Annotated in this window: 19 protein-coding genes; 2 read left to right on the forward strand and 17 right to left on the reverse strand. The window is 45.9% G+C overall.

The features are described 5' to 3' along the window. Positions 1-20: 20 nt before the first annotated feature. The 9 genes from AOQ32_RS03765 to tgt form a co-directional block, all read right to left on the reverse strand. On the reverse strand, positions 21-2,084 hold the full coding sequence (locus AOQ32_RS03765) for an LTA synthase family protein (protein WP_242976716.1): 2,064 nt from the start codon (positions 2,082-2,084) through the stop codon (positions 21-23). A gap of 71 nt (positions 2,085-2,155) precedes the next feature. Next, a complete protein-coding gene (locus AOQ32_RS03770; protein WP_047975370.1) occupies positions 2,156-2,416 on the reverse strand; it encodes a DUF1797 family protein in 261 nt (86 codons plus the stop codon). A gap of 6 nt (positions 2,417-2,422) precedes the next feature. Next, complete coding sequence (locus AOQ32_RS03775; protein ID WP_059393656.1) at positions 2,423-3,478, reverse strand: lysylphosphatidylglycerol synthase transmembrane domain-containing protein; 1,056 nt, start codon at positions 3,476-3,478, stop codon at positions 2,423-2,425. Positions 3,479-3,488: 10 nt separating this feature from the next. Then, positions 3,489-4,568 (reverse strand): LTA glycolipid anchor biosynthesis glycosyltransferase, IagA/BgsA family, encoded by a 1,080-nt coding sequence (locus AOQ32_RS03780; RefSeq protein WP_059393657.1) that lies wholly within the window; start codon positions 4,566-4,568, stop codon positions 3,489-3,491. Between the two features lies 1 nt (position 4,569). After that, positions 4,570-5,799, reverse strand: coding sequence for a glycosyltransferase family 4 protein (locus AOQ32_RS03785; RefSeq protein WP_059393658.1), 1,230 nt, complete (start codon positions 5,797-5,799; stop codon positions 4,570-4,572). A 119-nt stretch (positions 5,800-5,918) separates the two neighbouring features. Then, complete coding sequence (locus AOQ32_RS03790; RefSeq protein WP_059393659.1) at positions 5,919-7,691, reverse strand: ABC transporter ATP-binding protein; 1,773 nt, start codon at positions 7,689-7,691, stop codon at positions 5,919-5,921. Further along, the gene (locus tag AOQ32_RS03795) at positions 7,684-9,417 is read right to left on the reverse strand and encodes an ABC transporter ATP-binding protein (protein WP_059393699.1); all 1,734 of its coding nucleotides are present in this window, start codon (positions 9,415-9,417) and stop codon (positions 7,684-7,686) included. Before AOQ32_RS03795 ends, AOQ32_RS03790 begins: the two co-directional genes overlap by 8 nt. Positions 9,418-9,559: 142 nt before the next feature. Beyond that, positions 9,560-9,904, reverse strand: a complete 345-nt coding sequence (yajC, locus tag AOQ32_RS03800) for a preprotein translocase subunit YajC (protein ID WP_059393660.1) — start codon at positions 9,902-9,904, stop codon at positions 9,560-9,562. Positions 9,905-9,951: 47 nt separating this feature from the next. Beyond that, positions 9,952-11,169 (reverse strand): tRNA guanosine(34) transglycosylase Tgt, encoded by a 1,218-nt coding sequence (tgt, locus tag AOQ32_RS03805; protein ID WP_059393661.1) that lies wholly within the window; start codon positions 11,167-11,169, stop codon positions 9,952-9,954. 170 nt (positions 11,170-11,339) lie between these two features. Between tgt and AOQ32_RS03810 the strand changes: the two genes are divergently transcribed. Then, positions 11,340-11,858 carry an NUDIX domain-containing protein gene (locus AOQ32_RS03810; RefSeq protein ID WP_059393662.1) on the forward strand — a complete coding sequence of 173 codons (519 nt, stop codon included), beginning with the start codon at positions 11,340-11,342 and terminating at the stop codon, positions 11,856-11,858. A gap of 393 nt (positions 11,859-12,251) precedes the next feature. Here the strand turns inward: AOQ32_RS03810 and AOQ32_RS08645 are convergent, their stop codons facing one another. Beyond that, positions 12,252-12,413: a hypothetical protein gene (locus tag AOQ32_RS08645; RefSeq protein WP_158531861.1), complete on the reverse strand. Its 162-nt coding sequence runs from the start codon at positions 12,411-12,413 to the stop codon at positions 12,252-12,254. A 162-nt stretch (positions 12,414-12,575) separates the two neighbouring features. On the opposite strand from AOQ32_RS08645, the gene AOQ32_RS03815 reads away from it, so the two are divergent. Continuing rightward, complete coding sequence (locus tag AOQ32_RS03815) at positions 12,576-13,316, forward strand: sulfite exporter TauE/SafE family protein (protein WP_059393663.1); 741 nt, start codon at positions 12,576-12,578, stop codon at positions 13,314-13,316. A 72-nt stretch (positions 13,317-13,388) separates the two neighbouring features. On the opposite strand, the gene trpA is transcribed toward AOQ32_RS03815, so the two are convergent. Genes trpA through AOQ32_RS03850 form a run of 7 tightly spaced genes read right to left on the reverse strand, consistent with a single transcriptional unit; the run spans position 13,389 to position 20,152 of the window. Next, positions 13,389-14,177, reverse strand: coding sequence for a tryptophan synthase subunit alpha (gene trpA / locus AOQ32_RS03820; RefSeq protein WP_059393664.1), 789 nt, complete (start codon positions 14,175-14,177; stop codon positions 13,389-13,391). Further along, positions 14,170-15,378 (reverse strand): tryptophan synthase subunit beta, encoded by a 1,209-nt coding sequence (gene trpB / locus AOQ32_RS03825; RefSeq protein ID WP_059393665.1) that lies wholly within the window; start codon positions 15,376-15,378, stop codon positions 14,170-14,172. Before trpB ends, trpA begins: the two co-directional genes overlap by 8 nt. Next, on the reverse strand, positions 15,378-16,205 hold the full coding sequence (locus tag AOQ32_RS03830; RefSeq protein ID WP_059393666.1) for a phosphoribosylanthranilate isomerase: 828 nt from the start codon (positions 16,203-16,205) through the stop codon (positions 15,378-15,380). Before AOQ32_RS03830 ends, trpB begins: the two co-directional genes overlap by 1 nt. After that, positions 16,198-16,989, reverse strand: a complete 792-nt coding sequence (gene trpC, locus AOQ32_RS03835; RefSeq protein WP_059393667.1) for an indole-3-glycerol phosphate synthase TrpC — start codon at positions 16,987-16,989, stop codon at positions 16,198-16,200. The genes AOQ32_RS03830 and trpC overlap by 8 nt, the downstream gene beginning before the upstream one ends. Then, complete coding sequence (gene trpD / locus AOQ32_RS03840) at positions 16,986-17,999, reverse strand: anthranilate phosphoribosyltransferase (protein WP_059393668.1); 1,014 nt, start codon at positions 17,997-17,999, stop codon at positions 16,986-16,988. Before trpD ends, trpC begins: the two co-directional genes overlap by 4 nt. Then, positions 17,992-18,591, reverse strand: a complete 600-nt coding sequence (locus AOQ32_RS03845; RefSeq protein WP_059393669.1) for an anthranilate synthase component II — start codon at positions 18,589-18,591, stop codon at positions 17,992-17,994. Before AOQ32_RS03845 ends, trpD begins: the two co-directional genes overlap by 8 nt. Then, complete coding sequence (locus AOQ32_RS03850) at positions 18,575-20,152, reverse strand: anthranilate synthase component I family protein (RefSeq protein ID WP_148666518.1); 1,578 nt, start codon at positions 20,150-20,152, stop codon at positions 18,575-18,577. The genes AOQ32_RS03845 and AOQ32_RS03850 overlap by 17 nt, the downstream gene beginning before the upstream one ends. Positions 20,153-20,581: the final 429 nt, after the last annotated feature.

The following is a 20,581-nucleotide window of genomic DNA, read 5'->3' on the forward strand; positions in this document are numbered from 1 at the left end:
TCGTTTTCTTGTTTTGTTTTTTATTTCAGCTCCGGTGCATCAGTTTTGTAATCCGATACAGTTGATTGGCCGTTACGTAAGGCCAAAATCGAAGTTGGGCTCGATGACTGACTCGCCTTCAACGCTTTCAACGTATTGGCCTTCGTATAGTCGTACGATTTTTTATCAATTTGGTGGAAATTCCAACGGTTCTTATCAAAACGAAGCAAGTCACCTGTAATCACCTTATCCGAATTTGACAGTGACTCATCAACGTATGACTGCACCCGCTGGGCTGTTGCCTTTAGCGCTGGATTATTATCAATCGACAATTTCTGACCAGTCTTACTGTCGAAGTATTGGTTCTTATACTTTGTATAAGTTGGCGTCGTCCAATCACCATCACGGAAAGCAACAATTTGCGGATTCTGAGTTGACAACAAATCGTGACCGAACATGGTCATCCCTTCCGTAGAAACCCCCAAAAGGTTCATCAAGGTTGGCATCATATCAATTTCGCCACCGTAGGTATCGTTGATACCACCCTGCAAACCAGTTGCATGAATCATGAATGGCACCTTCTGGAATTGGGCCAAGTCATAATCACTCACGGAAGTCTTACCAAGCAATTTCGCAATGGCAGGCTTGTGGTTTTCAGAAATACCATAATGGTCACCGTACAAAACAAAGACAGAGTTATCGTACAACCCAGCCTGCTTGAGGTAAGCCATCAATTCGCCGAAGGCCTGATCAAGGTAATGAGCAGTTTGAACATAACCATCAACTGTCGTATCACCGGTCTTTGTAGCTGGGAAATCAGTATCTTCTTTGTCAAGTTCATATGGGTAGTGGTTTGTCACCGTAATTAACTTGGCATAGAATGGCTGTGGCAACTGCTCGATATACTGAGCAGTATCCTTCAAGAAAATCTTATCCTTCATGCCATAGCCAACGTTATAACTTGGCTTATCGCTATCCTTATAGAAGTTCTTTGAGAAGAAATAATTATAACCAAAGGACTTATAAGTATTGTTTCGGTTCCAGAAGGTTGGCACGTCACCGTGGAAGGCAGCAGAAGTATAGCCCTGCTGGCCTAGGATGGCAGGTGTCGCTTCAAAGGTATTACTTGAACCGTACTTGGTCATCGCTGATCCGGTCGAAAGCCCGTACAAGGAATTTTCCTGCATCATTTCAGCATCGGATGTCTTTCCCTGGCCAACCTGGTTGTAGAAGTTATCGAACGAAAGCGTATTTTGATCGTGGTAGAAGGCGTTTAAGTTTGGCGTAACTTCGCGACCATCAACCTTGTAATCAATCAAAAATTGCTGGAATGACTCAAGGTGAATAACGAAGACGTTTTTACCCTTTTCCGTTCCGGTATATGAAATATTAGCCGGCACTGAGTTTTGCTTCAAGAAATCTTGAACCTTTTGTAAATCAGCAGCACTGGCTTCTTTACGAGATTTCGTTTGATTGTTGGTCTGCCAGGCATTAAAGGCAGCGTATTCATTTAAGCCTAAGTACTTAACAATATAGTTATTATCAAATGAGCGCGTCAACAAGCCCGAGCGGTCAACCGAAGCGACTCCAAAATCAACCAACATCAAGACAATTCCTAAAATGGTTGTCAAAATCGCATAACGCTTTTGAATTGCTTGCTTATCAATGGGCCAGAACTTAAAGAGTAAGACAATGGCCATCACAATCAAGTCGACATAGACTAAGAAATCAGTTGGGCGAATAATGGCCGCAATCGACTTGCCCAGATTACTGCCGGTTGATGAGCCTGATCCCATAATCCCAAAGGATAGGAAATCAGAAAATTCACGGTAATAAAGAATATTAGCAAAGAGCCAAACAGTCTGAACTAAGTTCATCACCCAGGCTAAAATATAAGCTACTTTCCCGCGGAAATAGAGTGCAATCCCGAGCAAGATAATTGCCGTTGGAATTGGATTCAAGAAAAGTAAGAAATCTTGAATTGGTCCTTGGACGCCCAAAGAGAAATTGATGTGGTAATTAATATAGGTCTTTAACCACACAAAAAAAAGGTTCAAAACAAAAAAACCACTAATACTAGTCCAAAAGTCCTGAGTATTCTTCATCTTTTGCCAGAGTTTTTTTGGCTTGAATGCATTTTTAAGACGAGCTAACATATCGGTTTTCCTCACAAAACTTAAAAGGTATGTTGAATATCGAAGAGGAGGTCATAAATCTCGATGGCGACCAGATCAACATCATCAAATTTATATTGCTTATTGCGCCGGTGTTCTTCGATTGTCCAAACCTTGTCTTCTTGATCAAGGGTTACCTTTAAAACCTCTAAGCCATAGGAGTCAAAACGTCGAACTTGAAAACGTTGGTCCGTTGATTTTTCCATGGCAAAGAGCCGGTTTAATATCGTTGTTAAAACACTTTTACTGGCTAAATCATCCATTCTTTGTCACCCCTTTTGTTGCTTTGCCAACCGTTGTTCCTTATTCGGAATTACGTAGGCTAAAATACCAGCAAAGAGACAGAAGTAATAGGTAATGATTCGCCAAATTAAGATAACCAAGACTAAAGTTGCTGGGTTCTTAACGAAAGGCGTAAAGAGAAGTTGAAAAGACAACTCTGCTCCCCCAACACCGCCTGGAATTGGAAACAACGAAATGACCATCACAATCATAATGTTCATTGTTAAAATCAGCCAGGGGTTAACGGAGCCATAACCAAAGGCCCGGATAACAAAATATGGCACCAGGTAAAAGGCAATTAATTGCAGGGCTGTCCAGAGTGTTGCCACAAGGAGCGACTTAGCTGAGCGGGCAACACGTTTTGACTCCTGATGGAAATTATTGACCTTATCTTCCGCCGTGTCAACTAATTTTTTAACCCGACTAGCACTCATAAACTTTTGTGCAGCACGGCCAGACCATTCAACAACCTTCAAAGACAGCTTTGGCCAAAACATCACCAAGAGCAGGCCAATAATCACAACAGCATGGATGGCGATGGCAAAAGGAATGAAGGTAGCAAAGGTTGGATCAACATTTTTGTAGATGAAAGAATCGGCGGCTACATAGCCGACAATAAAGAATAAAACGACTACAATTTGATAAACCAAAAACTTCATTAAGGTTACGGACAAAGCCCGACTACCTTCGATTTTTCCTCGCGTTAACGCATATAATTGCGCTGGCTGTCCCCCGGAGGCAAAAGGCGTTAGACCTGTCCCCAGTTGATTAAGCAGCGGGACACGAATCAAAGTGCCCCAACTCGTATTCTTTCGATCAACAGAACTAAGGAGAGATCTAGTAGCCAATGCCTCAAGCACCAACGAAAGAATCATCGTCAGCAATGCAAGAACAAGAAAATGCCAGTCCAAGACTTTCAGAGCTGCCTCTAATTGCTTTTCGCGACCACTTAATTCCCGCGTCAAGTAATAGATGGTTAGACCTGTTAACACAAGGACTAGTAAGGCCGATAATTGGTTTTTTTTGGATTTTAAAACGTCCATCAAGAATCTCCTAGGACCGATTCGTCGACCAAGCTGGCACAAGCGCCCCGTCCTGGTCAGCGTTAAATGACAAGGCGCGATTCTCTAAAACCGCTTGATAAACCTCAGCAAGAATTTCTCCAACTCGGTTTAAATCTCTTTCTTGTGCAACTTGGAAGCCAGCCTGGGTCAAATCTGATTTTTCACCAGCTAAAATGGCAACCATTTGGCGGTCAAAGTCTTCTAAGTCTTCTGCCTTATAGCTATTAACACCGTCTTTCAGCCAAGAATCATAAACCGGAATATCACGAACCAAGAGACGTTGCTTAGAGGCCAGGGCTTCTAAGACGACGATTCCTTCTGTTTCTTCGTAGGATGGATACAAGAACAAATCAGCCCCAGCAAAGGCCCCTAAAATTACGTCCCCCGATAAGTAACCTGGGAAAATCAGGTTGTTTGGATGCTCACCACCAAAGACAACCCGGCGAATCTTACGTGGCAAGATGGTGGGGTTGGTGTGACCAAACCAAATAAAGGTAATTTCTGGGTGACGCTTGGCTAATTCAACAAAATCGAAAATCCCCTTGCGCTCAAAGAACAGGCCGACAGACATCACAACTTTCTGGCCTGGTCGGATATTAAAGTAATCCTTGTAAGCCTGAATTTTTTGAGGGTCATTTGCATATTTACTCAAACGAATCCCATTTGAAACAGGGTAAATTGGTTGCGTCAGGCCATAATTTTCCAAAAGCGATTTTGAATATGGCGTTGGCGTAATCAAAGCATCGGCTTGGCCATAAAGCGCCACCAAGTACTTCTTATACAAGGGAGCAATCAAGTTTGAGGCAAAGAATGAATTACGAAAGTCTTCGTAGGTCGAATGGGCGTGGTAAACCACCTTTTTCCCCATTTTATGGGCCTTTTTGACCATGTACATCGATTTCACACCATAAGTGTTGATATGCAAAATATCGTAGTCCGTACACTTGGGGTCAGTCGTCACCTCAACATCATCAATCGGTGCCAATGCCTCTTGTTGCAAGCGCATGGCCCGACCAATGCCTGATTTGGCAATTAATTTTTGGTTTTCAAAATATAACAGAACCTTCAAGTTAGCTTCTCCTAAAGGGGTTGCGTAAGAGACGTTTGATATAACCGACTTCTTCATCCGTTAACTGGTCTGAATCGTCATCATCGTCATCATGGTGGTAATCTTGCAAAACCTGGTCGTAAAAGTTTAAGACTCGATCCGCAAAAGTCGTTGCATCAACATTTTTTACTGCTGCTGCCCGAATTCGATCATCGGCAGCTGTATCAGAATGTTGTAAATAGTATAAAGTAGCGGCTAAAAACTCATCGTAATCGTCAATCAACGTTCCAATCGCCTTGTTGGTCACCACCTCTTCCAAATAAGGTGAACGAACAGCGACAAAAGGCCGGTCAGCAGCCAAGGCTTCAATAAAGGTCAGCCCTTGTGTCTCACTATCCGATGAGGAAACGAAAACGTTGGCCATTCGATAGTAATCACCGACTTGGTCATGGTTAATCATGCCCGTAAAAATAATGGCATCCTGCAAGCCCATGTCCTCAACCTGTTCTCCAAGAGATTTTTTGGCTGGGCCATCACCGGCAATCATGAGCTTCGCATCCGGAATCGTTTGCAAAAGCTCCGAAAAGGCGGAAATCGTTAAAGCCACATTTTTTTCAAAGGCTAACCGTCCCAAAGACAGAATCACCGGCTGATTTTCAGCCAAGCCATACTGCTGACGAATATCGTGGTGAGCTTCTCGCTTTGGAATCGCCACACCGGTTGGAATCACTGGAATTGGAATCGTCACACCATAACTAAGCAGGCTTTCTTTCACCCTCTCAGAAGGGGCAATCACGCCCTCCATTCCCTTCAGGTAGGCCTTTACGATATGGCCAACCGCACCAGGCCGGATTAACATCCCTTTGGCAACATAATGTGTGTAATCTTCATATTGCGTGTGGTAAGTATGAATAACAGGAATCTTTAACCGTCGGGCCACATACTTGCCAATTAAGCCCAGTGAAAATTCCGTTTGCGTGTGGACAATTTCTAAACCTAAGTCTCGGGCAATTTCAACGGCTTGAATCAAACCACGAAAAGTCAAACGACGATCCTTGAAACCAAAATAGGGCATCGATGAAAAACGATAAATCCCTTCTTCTGGTGTATGCTTGTCAACCTTAGGATCAGTGGTCGTAAAAATATAAACTTGGTGACCCTGGGCCTCCAAAGCATTTTTTAAGGTTTGAATTGAGGTGGCGACACCGGAAACCTGTGGAAAATAAGTATCCGTAAATAAGCCAATTTTCATAGGAATCTCCATTGCTCGTTGCTTTGCCCTTGGGCATAGTACTTTTAGTATACCATCTCGATGGGGTCGTTCCAAATTCTGCCCCAGAAAGAAGTAATGATTTCAGACCGCTAAAGGCCCTATTCAAAGACCATTTGGTTAGTATACAGTTCGGCGTAGAAGCCATTTTCCTTGACCAATTCCTCGTGTGAACCACGTTCAATGACCTGACCGTCCTTCAAAACGACAATTTGATCAGCGGATAAAATTGTCTTAAGACGGTGAGCAATCACAAAGGAAGTACGGTTGGCCATGACGTTATCCATGGCTTCTTGAATCTTTGCTTCAGTGACCGTATCGACGTTCGACGTTGCTTCGTCTAAGATTAGCAAATCAGGATCCGTCAAGATTGTTCGAGCAATTGAAAGAAGCTGCTTTTGCCCACTGGAGAAGAGGTCTTTTTCAGGGGAAATTTGTGTATCGTATTGGTCTGGTAAGGACATGATAAAGTCGTGGATGCGTGCCTGTTTGGCGGCCTCTTGGACTTCTTCTAAGCTTGCGTCCGGTCGACCATAGCGGATATTATCCATGATTGACTTTGAAAAGACAACTGATTCCTGCAAAACAATCCCAACGCGGTCACGCAAGGAATAAAGGTCAAAGTCTTGTAGCTTTGTCCCATCATAGGTGATTTCACCACCCGACAGGTCATAAAACCGATTTAACAGGTTCATCACGGTCGTCTTACCGGAACCCGTTGGTCCCACCAAAGCAACCATCTGGCCCTTCTTAACCGTAATGGAAACGTCCTTCAAAATTTGTCGGTCTGGGTTATAAGAAAAATCAACATGCTTTAAGGCAATCTCGTTCTTAAGCGGACCAGCAATCTTTGTCCCTGTGTTGACCTCATCGTCTTCCTTTTCAACCTCCGTAATCCGGTTGGCGCCCGTTACGGCCAGTTGCAAGGCGTTGTAGATGGTCGTCAGTGAAGTAATTGGTTGAAAAAGTTGCTGTGAGTAGTTAACAAAGACAACAACCAAGGCCAAACCAGAGGCCTTATCCATGCCATTATGCAACACTAACCAAGAACCAAAGAAAATCACAATCGCTAAGTTGAGCAATGAGAACCCCTGCATCAAGGGATTTAACAGGCCGGAATAGAACTGGCCCTTTTGGCTCGCTACTCGAACCTGATCGTTAAATGGTTCGAACTTTTCGATCGAATCCGCTTGACGGCCTTCTGTTAACAGAACTGTTTGTCCCGCTAACTGTTCATTAATATAACCGTTCATGTCAGCTGTTGCCGCCTGCTGGTGGTTAATTTGAACCTGAGCATATTTGGCAATCAGTAAGGCACCGATAATGGCAATCGGCGTTGAAGCCAATGTCACCCACGCCATCGTAGCTGATTTGGCAAACATCATCCAAATTACACCAGCAAAAAGCAGCGCTTGGGAGAAAATCTGGAAAACGGCGTTATTCATGGCCGTAAAAATATTATCTAAATCAGAAGTAAAGAGTGATAAAACTTTTCCGTCCTGGTGGGTATCAAAGTAGCGCACTGGCATTTTTTGGAGCTTGCCAAACAAACCACGGCGCATCACACCTACTGAATCAGACGAAATTTTGGCAGTCATGAGACCAGAAATTAGTAAAGCAAATTCAGTCAACACATAAAAAGCAATCATAGAAAAGACGGCCACATAGAAGTCATGTAGGGAGCCATGGCCACCAGGTGTCAGCGAGGCAACCAAGTAATGGGTCAAGGCCGAAATAGCATCCCCCAAATAAAGTGGCGCCTTAATCTGCGCATAGGTCGCCACTAAAATTAAGAGCAACGAAATGAACAAGGCCCGCCAGTATTGCTTTAAGTTTTTAACAAAGTAAGCAAGTGCCGTTTTAATTTCAGCCATGGTTGTCCTCCTTTGCTTTTTGACTTTGGTAAATATCTTGGTAGATTTCAGACTGGTCAAGGAGCTCTTGGTGGGTTCCAACCCCAACAATCTGACCCTGATCCATGACTAAAATCTGATCGGCATGGATAATTGAGGCAATTTTTTCGGCAATAATCACCTTGGTGGTTGTTGCAAAGTCCTTAGCTAGTGCCTCTTGAACCAGCTTTTCGGACCGGGCATCCAAGGCGGAAGTTGAATCATCCAAGATTAGCAGACTCGGATTTTTAACCAGGGCTCTGGCCAGCGATAACCGCTGCTTTTGCCCACCGGAAAGGTTGGAAGACCGTTCCGAAACTTCTTGACCAAAGCGGTCAGGATATTGATTAATAAATTCACTGGCTTGGGCCTGGTCGGCCGCTTTTTCTAAATCAGCCAAACTGGCATCTGGCCGGCCCATCTTTAAGTTGTCTTCAATCGTACCGGAAAACAAGACTGGCTTTTGCAAGACAATTGACAGGTTTTGGTGTAGCGTTTCCTGGTCGATGGTTTGTAAGTCTTGGCCATCGATGTCAATCTGACCCGCACTTGGCTGATACAAGCGTGCCAACAACAGTGCCAAAGTTGACTTTCCGGACCCCGTCGACCCGACGATTCCAAGCGTTTGGCCAGCAGGCAGATTAAAGGAAATATCGCGCAAAACCTGCTTGTCATCATTTGGATAGGCAAAAAAAAGGTCACGAACATTAATGTTCCCATTTAACCGCTTAACTGTTCCATTTTCAGCATTTTCATGAATATTAATGGTGCTTGGCTCGGCCATCACCGCCCCAATTCGCTTCAAAGAAACCAAACCACGGGAGGCCATGTTCGAAACCATCCCCATCATCAACAATGAGAACAAAATCTGATTTAAATAGGTGATAAAAGGCGTAATTTTGGCCAATTCATCAGGGTTCTTTAAAATCGTTTGCGAAACCAAAAGTAAAGCAGCAGCAATCGCGATATAAGAAATCAGCATATAAACCGGCGTCATTAATGAAAAGATATAAGCAATCTTTTGGTTTAAATCCGTCAATTCCTTAGTACTGGCTGCAAAGTTGTCTTCTTCTTGCTTTTCTTGGTTAAAGGACTTCACCACACGGACAGCTGAAAGACTTTCCTGAGTAATGGTATTGTTCTTGTCCAAGATATGTTGGAACTTGCCAAACAAACCGCCCATTTTTCCAAAAATGCGTCCTGTTGTCAGCATGATTAAGATAATCATCAAAACGATGACCCACCATAAACCAGGCATGGTCCAAATGGCCAATACCAAGCCACCGGCAAATAGAATTGGCACACGTAAAATGATTTGCATCAATTGCATGGCAAAGCGTTGAACCTGGTTAATATCGTTAGTTAACCGAATGACCAAGTTAGCAGATGAAAACTTTTGAATCTGCGTCAAAGAAAACGACTGAATTTTTTCGTATTCTGCTCGTCGTAAATCAGCCGCAACACTTTGGGAAACTCGGGAAGCAAAAAAGGTCCCAGAAACCCCGGCAACCATGCCGACAACCGCCAAAGCCAACAACCACACCCCGTTATGGAGAACAGCCTGCGAATTATCAGCAATGATGGCCGATAGCATCCGCTTTAAAAATTGCGGCTGCAATAATGTTGCCGTTGCCATCGTCACGACTGCTAAAACAGCGCAGGTGATTTGCTTCCAGTAAGGCTTGGCATAATGTAATAGTAAATTCATCAATTCTTCCTCATCACGTTTCTGGGGCAAATCAGCATTCCTTGGAATTTTTGTCCCTCTTTACTGGTAAAAAGACCCTCCCGAATTGTTTGGGAGGGTCTAAGACGACTGTTTGTTTGCGTCAAACAAAGCGAATCACGTCTTAATCTTTTGCTTCGTCCTTTGCTTCTTCAGCAGTGTTATCGTCAGACTTAGCTTCTTCAGCTGGCTTAACTTCTTCAGTCTTAGCCTCTTCTTCAGGCTTAACAGTCCGGATAGCAGTTGCTTCAAAAGTCAAAATAACGCCTTCGGCGTCCAAATCAACAGTCTTTGCTTCTTCGTTGACAGCATCAACAACAGCATGCAAGCCACCAATGGTGATAACCTTAGCACCTGGCTTCATGTTGCTACGCATTTCTTGTTGACGTTGTTGTTGCTTCTTGCTCGTCCGTGACATCCACCAGAGCATGACAACAATAATTAATAGAGGGAAAATGAAACTTTGCATAAGAACTTCCTTTAATTTATTTTTGTTTAAACTATTGTAACAAATTTTTAGAACAAACGCGCGTTGGCTTTGTTATAACCATAATCTTCCAAGACCTGCTCGCGGAATTCCAAGAGTCGGTCTTCTTCAATGGCAGTCCGCATTTCTTCCATTAAATTCAATAAGTAGCGCAAGTTGTGTTCCGAGGCAATCTGGGCGCCCAGCAACTCATTCGCATTAAAGAGATGGTGCAAGTAAGACCTGGAAAGGTTTTGATAGGGACTATAAGATGGCAAATCATATTGCGCTAGGTTGCCAAACTGATTTGTCCGGATTGGATTCTTTGAATAGTATTCCAAATCAGGATCGATGGGTGAAAAGTCATTCTTGTACTTTGAATTCTTGATCACCACTCGACCACGCTTGGTCATCAGTGTTCCCTTACGACCAACTCGCGTTGGCAAGACACAGTCAAACATGTCCACCCCGCGAATCACAGAGTCAATCAAGGAATCAGGAGCAGCCACGCCCATCAAATACCGGGGCTTGTCCTCGGGTAAGATTGGCATAGTAAAGTCCAAAACCCGGTTCATTTCCTTCTTTGATTCACCAACGGATAAACCACCAACGGCATAGCCTGGCAAGTCCATCTTGACTAATTCCTTAGCGGATTCAGTCCGCAAATCGCGGAAACCTGCTCCCTGGACAATTCCAAACAAAGCCTGGGTATCGGTCTTCTTGTGATACTGTTGTGCCCGGTCCGCCCAGCGCAATGATCGCTGCATCGAATCGCGGATGTACTCATAAGTTTCAAAATAGGGAATAGCTTCGTCGAGCTGCATCATGACATCAGAACCTAAATTGTTCTGAATGCGCATGGCCACTTCTGGCGACAAAAACATTTTGTCGCCGTTCACGTGGTTGCGAAAGGTTGCCCCCTCTTCACTCAATTTTCGTGAGTCGGACAACGAGAAGACCTGAAAACCACCAGAATCCGTCAAGATGGCCTGATCCCAGCCCATATACTTGTGCAAACCACCGGCCTCGGCAATTAACTCATCGCCTGGGCGAACCCACAAGTGGTAGGTATTGGCCAAGATAAACTGTGAGCCAATTTCCTTCAGTGTTCGATTGTTAACGCCCTTAACGGCACCCTGAGTCCCAACCGGCATAAACATTGGGGTTTCAAAGGTTCCATGGGGAGTATGTAACCGGCCACGACGTGCACCGGTATGTTTTTCAGTATGAAGGTGTTCGTACCAAACGGCACCCTTTTGCTGTGTCATATTTCACCTGCTTCAAAAAATTTTCACTATGCCCATTATAACACGGTCCATCTTGGAAACAGCTGACAAGCAAATTAGTCTGAAAAAGCGGCCGCAAAACATCATGATTGAGTGTTATGATACTATTGTGAAATTGACTGAAAGCTAAAAATAAGAAAGCTGGTTATATAATGGAACAAAATTACATCGCTCGGATGCGAGCAAAGGTTGGTCACGAAGGCATGATTTTCCCTTCTGCCTGGGGCGTCCTTTGGAATGAAAACCACGACGCTATTTTATTGGAAAAGCGTGGTGATTCAAAGAATGGCTATGGCTTCCCTGGTGGTTTCTTGGAGTACGGCGAATCACCAATGCAGGCCGTTGTCCGTGAATTTAAGGAAGAAACCAACCTGGACGTTGAAGTGGTCCGCCTCTTAGGCATTGCCAGTCACGTGACTGATAAAAATTCCTGGGGCGATGCCCAAGAGACCTTGTCAATGGGTTTTGAGGTTCGCTTGGTCCCTGGTGCTAGCGCAGCTGATTTGGTGGTCGATGGTGATGAAACCTTGGCCGCCGACTTTATTCCGGTTAACCCAAGACCAGAAATGTTTGTTCCCGCTGCGGCGGAAACACTCGAACGTGTTTTGACTGAAAATGAGGCAAGCGACCAACCTTGGTTACGTGAATCTGTTTCAAACAAAAAGGCCTAAGGTCTTTTTTATTTTACCTTTTCGACAAGGTAGCGCTTTTGCATTCCCTAAGTTGTAAATAATCAAAACCTGAGCAAATCAGCCCCCGGCACGCTTGGTTCTCGTGCCAGCTTTAATACCATCATTCTCAAATATTTAAAAGTATTCTTTTATTTATTTTAATCAACGTCGGTATATTTGTATAATATTTTAAAATAATGATTGTTATTTTAAAATTATGATATAATTTAGGTGCTAGGAACCTGGTGGCAGTATCCTTATATGAATACTTGTCTTAATTCCTACTTCTATTGTTCGACATTTGGTAAACAGGATTCTTTCGTGTAATCAATGAGTTCCTAACTATATTTCTAGCACGTTTCCCGAAAAAATTCATTTCTTATTCCACCCTGTTTACCTTTCCATTAATTCTTTCGTTGCCACCAAGCTACTAGCCAACTTTTGGACTGGAAAATCCCAGTCCTTTTTTGATGTTAAAGTTTTTTTCACTTTTTTTGTTACTGGCAAGCTCTGCAAATTTTTGTTGCTAGCATCCTCCGTTTCTTTTGATGACATCCTCGGACTATTTTCTTTTAAGCGCCTCCTACCTTGGATTTTTTGTCAAAGACTGGTAGACTACTATTAATTAGTGTCATTCTGATTGAAGGTTTGTACTTTAAACCTCTGCACTCCCTGATGGGTTTTGCTGAATATTTTATTTGAAAGCTGGTTTTTTTCATGATTGCAATTTTCTATGGTTTCCTAATTGGTTGCTTCGTTACCTTGATTGGTGGCGGAGGTGCCACTTTTTACCTTGGCGTCTTAACCTCGACCTTAGGCATGTCAACAGTCGTCGCCGTCCCAACCTCGCTTTTAATTGCCGTCTTCGCCCTCTTTTCGGGCATGGTGACACAGTGGCGATTAAAAAATATCGAAAGCAAGCTGGGCAATCGATTGATTATCGCCGGGATTCCAGGCATTATCATTGGTACCGCTGTCTCCCGATTCATTCCCGTCGCTGTTTACAATATCGGCGTTGGAATTTTGCTAACGGGCATGGGTCTGATTGTCGTCATTAAAAATTTCCGCAAGAAAAAGGAGAACGAAAAGGCCAACGAAAATAGCAAGGTTGCCCCAATCTTCGGACTAATTTCCGGCCTCATGGTTGGCTTTGGTGGCCTATCAGGTGGCTCGGCCACCGTGGCAGGCCTTTCGATTATGAACGTCCCCCCAGTTAAAGCAGCCGGTACGACAACCTACGTTCTATGGGTCTTGGCTGTTGTCGGCCTTGTTAGTCATTTATTGAGTGGTGGACCAATTTCTTGGACAGCTGGCCTCTACTTAATGATTGGTGGCGTCGCTGGTTCGATTTTAACCCCACTTGTCCTCAAACAATTCGATCCCAAAAAGATTAACAAATTCTTGTCGCCCTTTATCGGCTTCGTCATTATGTACTTTGGCATTCGTTTATTTTTCTAAAAATTAGTTATCAATAAAATAGGATGGTCGCGACAATCGCGATCATCCTATTTTTTTAGTTTTAAATCAGCCCTATCCGATTACTACCCCATCAACGGCAGCACGGATTTCCTCGGCGTATGTCTGTAACTTTGCCGGTGCATTTTGACCATTATCAGCCACAATCTGGACACAGGCAGACCCAATAATGACCCCATCGGCCAATTTCGCCATTGCTTGCGCCTGGCCGGCAGTATGGACACCAAAGCCGATGGCAACTGGCACATCCGTGACGGCCTTAATTTGCCCAACAACCTCCGCTAAATTAGAAGCAAAGGACTCACGAGTGCCTGTCACCCCCAAAGAAGAAACCAGGTAGATAAAGCCGGTCGCATCTTTGGCAATCATTGGAATCCGCTCACCAGACGTCACCGTAATCAGTGGAATCAAGTCCAAGCCATGCTTGTCAGTAAAGGGAGCCAATTCCCCTCGTTCTTCATAGGGCAAATCGGGGATAATCAGGCCATCAACACCGAATTTTTCACAGTTGGCAGTAAAACGCTCATAGCCGTACTGGAGGACAACGTTTAGGTAGACCAAGAAGACCAGCGGCACCGCTGTTTGCCGTCGAATTTCCTTTACAGCTGCAAAAATCGATTCAATCGGTAAATCAGGGTCACGCAAGGCCCGCAAATCGGCCGCCTGAATAACGGGACCGTCGGCGACTGGGTCGGAAAAAGGAATCCCAATTTCAACCACGTCGGCTCCGCCTTCAGCCAGGGCCACAACATTTTTAACAGTTGTTTCCATGTCTGGATCATTAGCGGTGACAAAGGCAATAAAGTTTTTATGGTTTTTAAAGGTCTGACTAATTTTACTCATGAATTTCAACCCCCCGATACTTGGCAATCGCGGCCACATCCTTGTCGCCTCGGCCAGATAATGTGCAGACAATAACCTGGTCTTTTGGCAATGTTGGCGCTAATTTTTGCACGTAGGCCACGGCATGGCAGCTTTCAATCGCAGCAATAATCCCCTCTTGCTTGGCAATGTACTCAAAGGCAGCCACGGCCTCATCATCGGTGATGCCAACGTATTGGGCCCGGTGTTCGGCCGCCAAGGCGGCGTGCTCTGGCCCAACTCCTGGATAGTCTAACCCAGCTGAAATCGAATAAACCGGGTTAATCTGGCCACTGTCATTTTGCAAAAAGAGCGACTTCATACCGTGAAAGACACCCAACCGGCCCTTTTCGATGGTAGCAGCTGTCAAATCAGTATCAACGCCTTTGCCGGCCGCTTCCACCCCAATCAAGTCCACCTCGGGGTGGTCGATATAGTGGGCAAAACTACCGATGGCGTTGGAGCCACCACCAACACAGGCAATGACCTTATCAGGCAAGCGTCCCAATTGGTCCTGGATTTGTTGCTTTGATTCCTGACTAATGACACTTTGGAAATCACGCACCATCTCCGGATAAGGATGAGGGCCGGTTGCCGAGCCCATCACATAAAACGTGTCCTCAGGTCGGGCAGCAAAGTCCTGCAGGGCAGCATTAATGGCATCCTTCAAGACCATTGATCCGGAAGTCACGGCGTGAACCTTTGCCCCAAGGAGTTCCATCCGATAAACGTTCAAACGCTGACGGTCCGTGTCTTCCTTCCCCATAAAGACTTCACATTCCAGGCCAAACAGGGCAGCAATCGTTGCCGTGGCTACTCCATGTTGACCGGCACCGGTTTCGGCAATCAAGCGTTTTTTGCCCATTCGCTTGGCTAATAGTGCTTGGCCAATCACGTTGTTAATCTTATGAGCCCCCGTGTGGTTCAGATCCTCGCGCTTGAAATAAATTTGGGCACCACCAAGGTCTTCCGTCATATTTTTAGCATAGTACAACAGCGATGGGCGGTTGGCGTAATTAGCCAGTAGGTCAGCCAATTCCGCCTGAAAATCAGGATCGGCCTTCGCTTCCTGGTAAACATCGGCCATCTTATTTAACTCATTCATCAGAGTTTCCGGTACATATTGGCCACCATACTCTAAGAACCGACCGGCTTGTTTCTTTGTCTTGTATTCTGTTTCCATTACTTTCTCTCCTCTTGATGGGCAATGGCCACCAGTGCCACCATCTTGTTTAAGTCTTTATGCCCCTTTGTTTCCGCTCCAGAACTCACATCAACGAAATCAGGCTGATAAATTTGCAGTAAGTTACTTAGATTATTGGGTTGAATTCCACCAGCCACAAATAGGTGGGTCGGTGCTAAACCAACTAACCGTTGCCAATCTAGTCGTTGGCCGGATCCGGCACCAGCATCAACCATTAAAAAATCAACTAGCTCGAGATCACTAGCTGGGTGTTCGTCCGATCCGCCATTGAAATCAGCTAAAGCCAAATCACTGGCTGACTGTTCGTCCGAACCGCCATTAAAGTTGGCTAAAGGCAAATTACTGGCTGGCAGTTCGGCCAAACGGCCATTAAAATGGGCTAAAGCCGGATCGCTGTCTTGACGCTTTTCCAAACCGCCATCCTGCTCTTGTAACCGACGGAGCCGCAACTGATTTTGCCAGTCCTTAGCCTGGTCAATGGCATCATCCCCCACCAGAACTTGGATAATTGGCACGCCGGCCACCCGTAACCGCCGTACTTCGGTGATTGGCCGCTGGCCATGCAACTGAATCATTTGAATCGTCCCCGTTTCAACTAATTTCAAAATCGTCTCGACCGGTTCAGCAACGAACACGCCGACCAGGGGGATCCGATCATCCAGCGCCTGGCGCACTACTAAAGCTTCTTCTGCCGTAACCTGGTGGCGACCGGGAGCAAAGACCACTCCCGCCAAATCAGGGCGCGCCTCGTTGGCCATCAAGGCCTCTTCCTCGGTCATCAAGCCACAAATTTTAATCTTAGTCATGGGCCTGCTCCCCCAATCCTGCTTCAATAAAAGCTTTCGGGTCAGCCGCCTTCATCAGGGCCTCACCGATAAGCACACCATTGATTCCTAAGGATTGCAGGTGGACGATGTCTTCCGGCTTTTTCACACCACTTTCGGCAATAAAGGCAACGGAATCGGGCACCAAATCAAAGAGTCGTTGGCTGTTGTCAAAGGAGACGGTAAAGTCCTTTAAATTACGGTTATTAACCCCAATCATCTTGGCACCGACGGCTAGTGCTTGACTGATTTCATCCTCGTCGTGTGCCTCGACTAGTACCGCCAGTCCCAGACTTTCAGCCAGGCTCAAATAGGCTTGCAAGTCCTTTGGTGACAAAATCGCGACAATTAATAGAATAATTCTTGCGCCCGCGACCTTGGCCTGATAGATCATATAGGGGTCGATAACAAAGTCTTTCCGCAAAACGGGGCTGGTCACCGCTGGCGCAATCTCGGTCAAATAATCTAATTTGCCCAGAAAGTAATCCGGCTCGGTTAAGACCGAAATGGCCGTTGCGCCGACTTGATCGTAAGTTTGGGCAATTTCTTGGTAAGGAAAATCAGCTGCAATCACCCCCTTGGAAGGCGAGGCCTTCTTGACCTCGGCAATCACGTGAATCCCTGGTGCTAAAAAGCGGTCGTAAACGTCCTGCGGGTCAGCCACCGGCAATGCCTCCGCCTGCGCTTTCAAATCAGCTACCGGCACCGCTTCTTTTTCTTTTACTAGCCGTCTTTTGGTGGCGACCACTAAGTCATCTAGAATCATTCAACAGCCTCCGCAGCGGTTAAGGTTGCCAGCAAATCGGCTACCCGACCATCATCGAGGGCCTCCTGGGCTAATTTCACACCCTCTTTAATCGTAATGGTTGGGTTGACGGCATTCAGGCCAATGGCTGCATTTAAGACCACGATATCGCGCTTGGCCCCCCGTTCCTCACCAGACAAGATAGCCCGGGTAATGGCCGCATTCTCCTGCGCCGTTCCACCAACAATTTCTTCTTTGGTGGCCCGCTTCAAACCGAATTCCTCAGGAGTAATCGTTTGGAACTGAATATTGTCACCCCGCAATTGCACTAACTTGGTTGGCGCTGAAATGGAAGCTTCATCGAGACCATCCGTTCCATACAAAATGTTGGCCGACTGGACACCGAGCTGGTGCAAGACCTGAGCCATCGGTTCCAACAATGCCCCGTCATAAACGCCCAAAACCATTTGCTTGGGTTCGGCTGGATTGGCCAATGGTCCCAAGACGTTAAAGATAGTCCGGATGCCTAAACCGCGACGAACTGGGGCCACATACTTCATTGCTTGATGGTACTTTTGAGCAAAGAGAAAGGTAAAGTGGTTGTCCTTTAGCATTTGTTCGGCCTGGTCAACCTCCTGATTAATCGGGAAGCCAAGGGCTTCTAAGACATCGGCAGCACCACTTTTTGAGGACGCAGCTCGGTTACCATGCTTGACCACGTCATAACCCAGACTGGCAATGACCAAACCCGCCGTTGACGAGATATTAAAGGAATTGGAGTGGTCACCACCGGTACCAACAATGTCCAAGCCCGCCGGCTGCTTAGGGAATTCTAAGGCTGCTTGGCGCATGGCTTGGGCAGCCCCGGCAATTTCATCGGCCGTTTCACCCTTTGCCGTTAAGGCCGTCAAAAGGGCGGCAATCTGAATCTCTTCGGCCTGGCCGGTCATGATTTCGCTGATGACCTGGGCCGCTTCCTCAAACGTTAAGTTTTGCTGTTGACTGACTGTTTGAATGGCTGTTTTAATCATGGTTCTTCTCTCCCGTATAAGCTAAGAAATTAGTAAAAATTTGTTTGGCGGCCGCTTGGTCCGTCATAATCGATTCGGGGTGAAATTCAACCCCGTAAACGTGGTTTTCTTCATCGGCAACCGCTTGGATAGTGCCATCATCGGCCTGGGCGGTCACGGCTAAGTGATTGGGGATGGTGGCTGGATCAATCATCAAGGAATGGTAGCGTCCAACCGTAAAGGTTGTCGGGCAATTGGCTAAAATACCCGCTAACTGATTGCCCTGCTGGCGAATCAGACTCGTCTTCCCGTGCATGAGAGGGGCCGGAACGATCTTGGCCCCATAGACCTCGCCAATCGCTTGATGGCCGAGGCAAACACCGAGAACAGGCACCCGACCGATGGCTGCTGCCAAAACGGTATTGAGGTTCCCGGCCTGATTTGGCCGACCCGGTCCCGGCGACAAAATCAGTCCAGTCAACGTTGGTTCCTCCAGGTCCTCAACGCTTACCTGATCATTTTTAACCACCTTGATGGTCTGCTTGATCAACTTGCCAATTTCTTGGTAGAGGTTATAGGTAAAGCTGTCATAATTATCAATTAGTAATAGCATCAGCTGCCGCCTCCTTTGTAACCAAGTCCAACATCAACCGGCTTTTATTTTCAAATTCTCGGTACTCTTCCTCTGGGCTACTGTCGGCAACAATCCCAGCCCCAGCATGGACAACCAGGTTCTGGTCCTTTTGATAGGCTGAGCGAATACCAATGCAGATATCGAGGTCACCATCAAAACCGATTGTGCCGATGCCACCACCGTAAATGCCCCGCTTGCGGCCCTCCAATTGATTGATAATCTGCATGGCCGAAATCTTGGGTGCCCCCGATAATGTTCCGGCCGGCAAGGTCGCTGCTAAAATATCGACAGGGGTTAAATCAGCCTGGGCTTGGCTTTCGATTGTCGAACCAAGGTGCATCACATTGGGAAAGTAAAGCAGGTGGCGCAGTTTCGTAACAGCGACCGTGCCAAATTGGCTAACTTGACCTAAATCGTTGCGCCCCAGATCAACTAACATATTATGTTCCGCGAGTTCCTTTTCGCTGTGCTGCAATTCCTGGGCAAAGAAGCGGTCCTCTGCTGCTGTTTTCCCCCGCCGCCTGGTACCCGCTAGCGGATACGAGAACAACCGGTCGCCGGTCTTCTTAATCAATGTTTCCGGTGAAGCGCCGGTTGCCTGGTAGTCACCGTTCTGAAAGTAGAACTGGTAAGGCGACTGTGGGCCCTCCTGCAGCCTGGTAAAGACCCCCGGTAGAAGTTGCTGATTATCCGTTTTGGCTAGGTAAGGATTGGATAAAATCAGCTGAAAGATATCACCGGCATGGATGTGTTCTTTCGTTATTTGTACCCGGTCACTGAAGGCGGCCCGGGTAAATTGATTGGTAAAAGTTAACGCTGGTTGGCTTTCAATCTCGTCGCCTTCAAGTGACTCATTAAAAGTTCGTGCTGGCTGGCTTTGGGTCTCGTCTTCCTCAAGCGACTCATGGTTGAAGCCAGCCTGGTTTTCCTGCTCAGTGGCTACTAACTCATTTTCCTGAACCCGGTCCATGATTTCACCAGCTTGGTCCGCCAAATCATTTAGCTCTTGTTGGACCTTTTCAAAGTCGGTCTCAAGCCGGTTGGACGCCACCGTTTGACTTAAAATCAGCTCCTTGGTCTCGTGCCGATAATTGGCGACTACCTTTGGTAAAAATAATTCAAAATCCGCTAAGCCAAGATCATCTTGGACCGGTGCTAAGTGAACATCGGGATGGTAGCGGACAAAATCATAGGCGAAGTAGCCAATTAACCCGGCTACAAAGGGGACGGTATCAGTCACCTTCGGAATTTTGTACTGTTGATAAAGCTGATTTAAAAAGGAAATTGGGTCGCCCTGCTTGGTTTCAACTTGGCCAGCTGCGCTCGTCACTTGGATTTGGCCATCACGGCCGGTAATCGTTTGCTCAAGCGAGAGGAAGAAGGTGGTCACACCCTCGCGTTGAAAGATCATCGTCTGATCCTTGGTTGTCCCCAGTTCTTCCACCAACACCACTGGGTCAAAATTACTGATTTTCTTGCTAACAATCACTGGCAGGAAGGGATATTCTTGGCCATATTGCTTTAGGTCTGTCTGATTCAACTCTTGGTCACCTCGTTTCGTTTTTTCAACTAAAAAATCCGCCGATAACAACGCAATTTATGCTTTGTTAAGGACGGATTTTTTCCGCGGTGCCACCTTAATTAGGCTAAAAAACTGATTTCTTCGACAAAAAAGCCGACGAAAAAAAGTCCTTAGCCCCTCCTTAGCGAGATACTAACATATCCCCGACAACTGACGTATGCCTGACGTTTCCCGTACTCGAGCAAATGCTCTTTCAGCAGAACCCTCCGTGGTCCATTTAACTGCCTGCGTTCCATCGCCTTCCCAGCATCGGCAACTCTCTTAGCGTGCACAACAATCTTGATCTCCACATCATTGGTTTTTATGGACGAATTATTTAATTGCCCTCAGTTTAATCACAAAATGAAAAACTGTCAAGAAAAAATGAGAATTATTTTCATTTTGTTG

It is taken from the genome of Fructobacillus tropaeoli (assembly GCF_001047135.2).
GTDB classification, from domain to species: Bacteria; Bacillota; Bacilli; order Lactobacillales; family Lactobacillaceae; genus Fructobacillus; species Fructobacillus tropaeoli.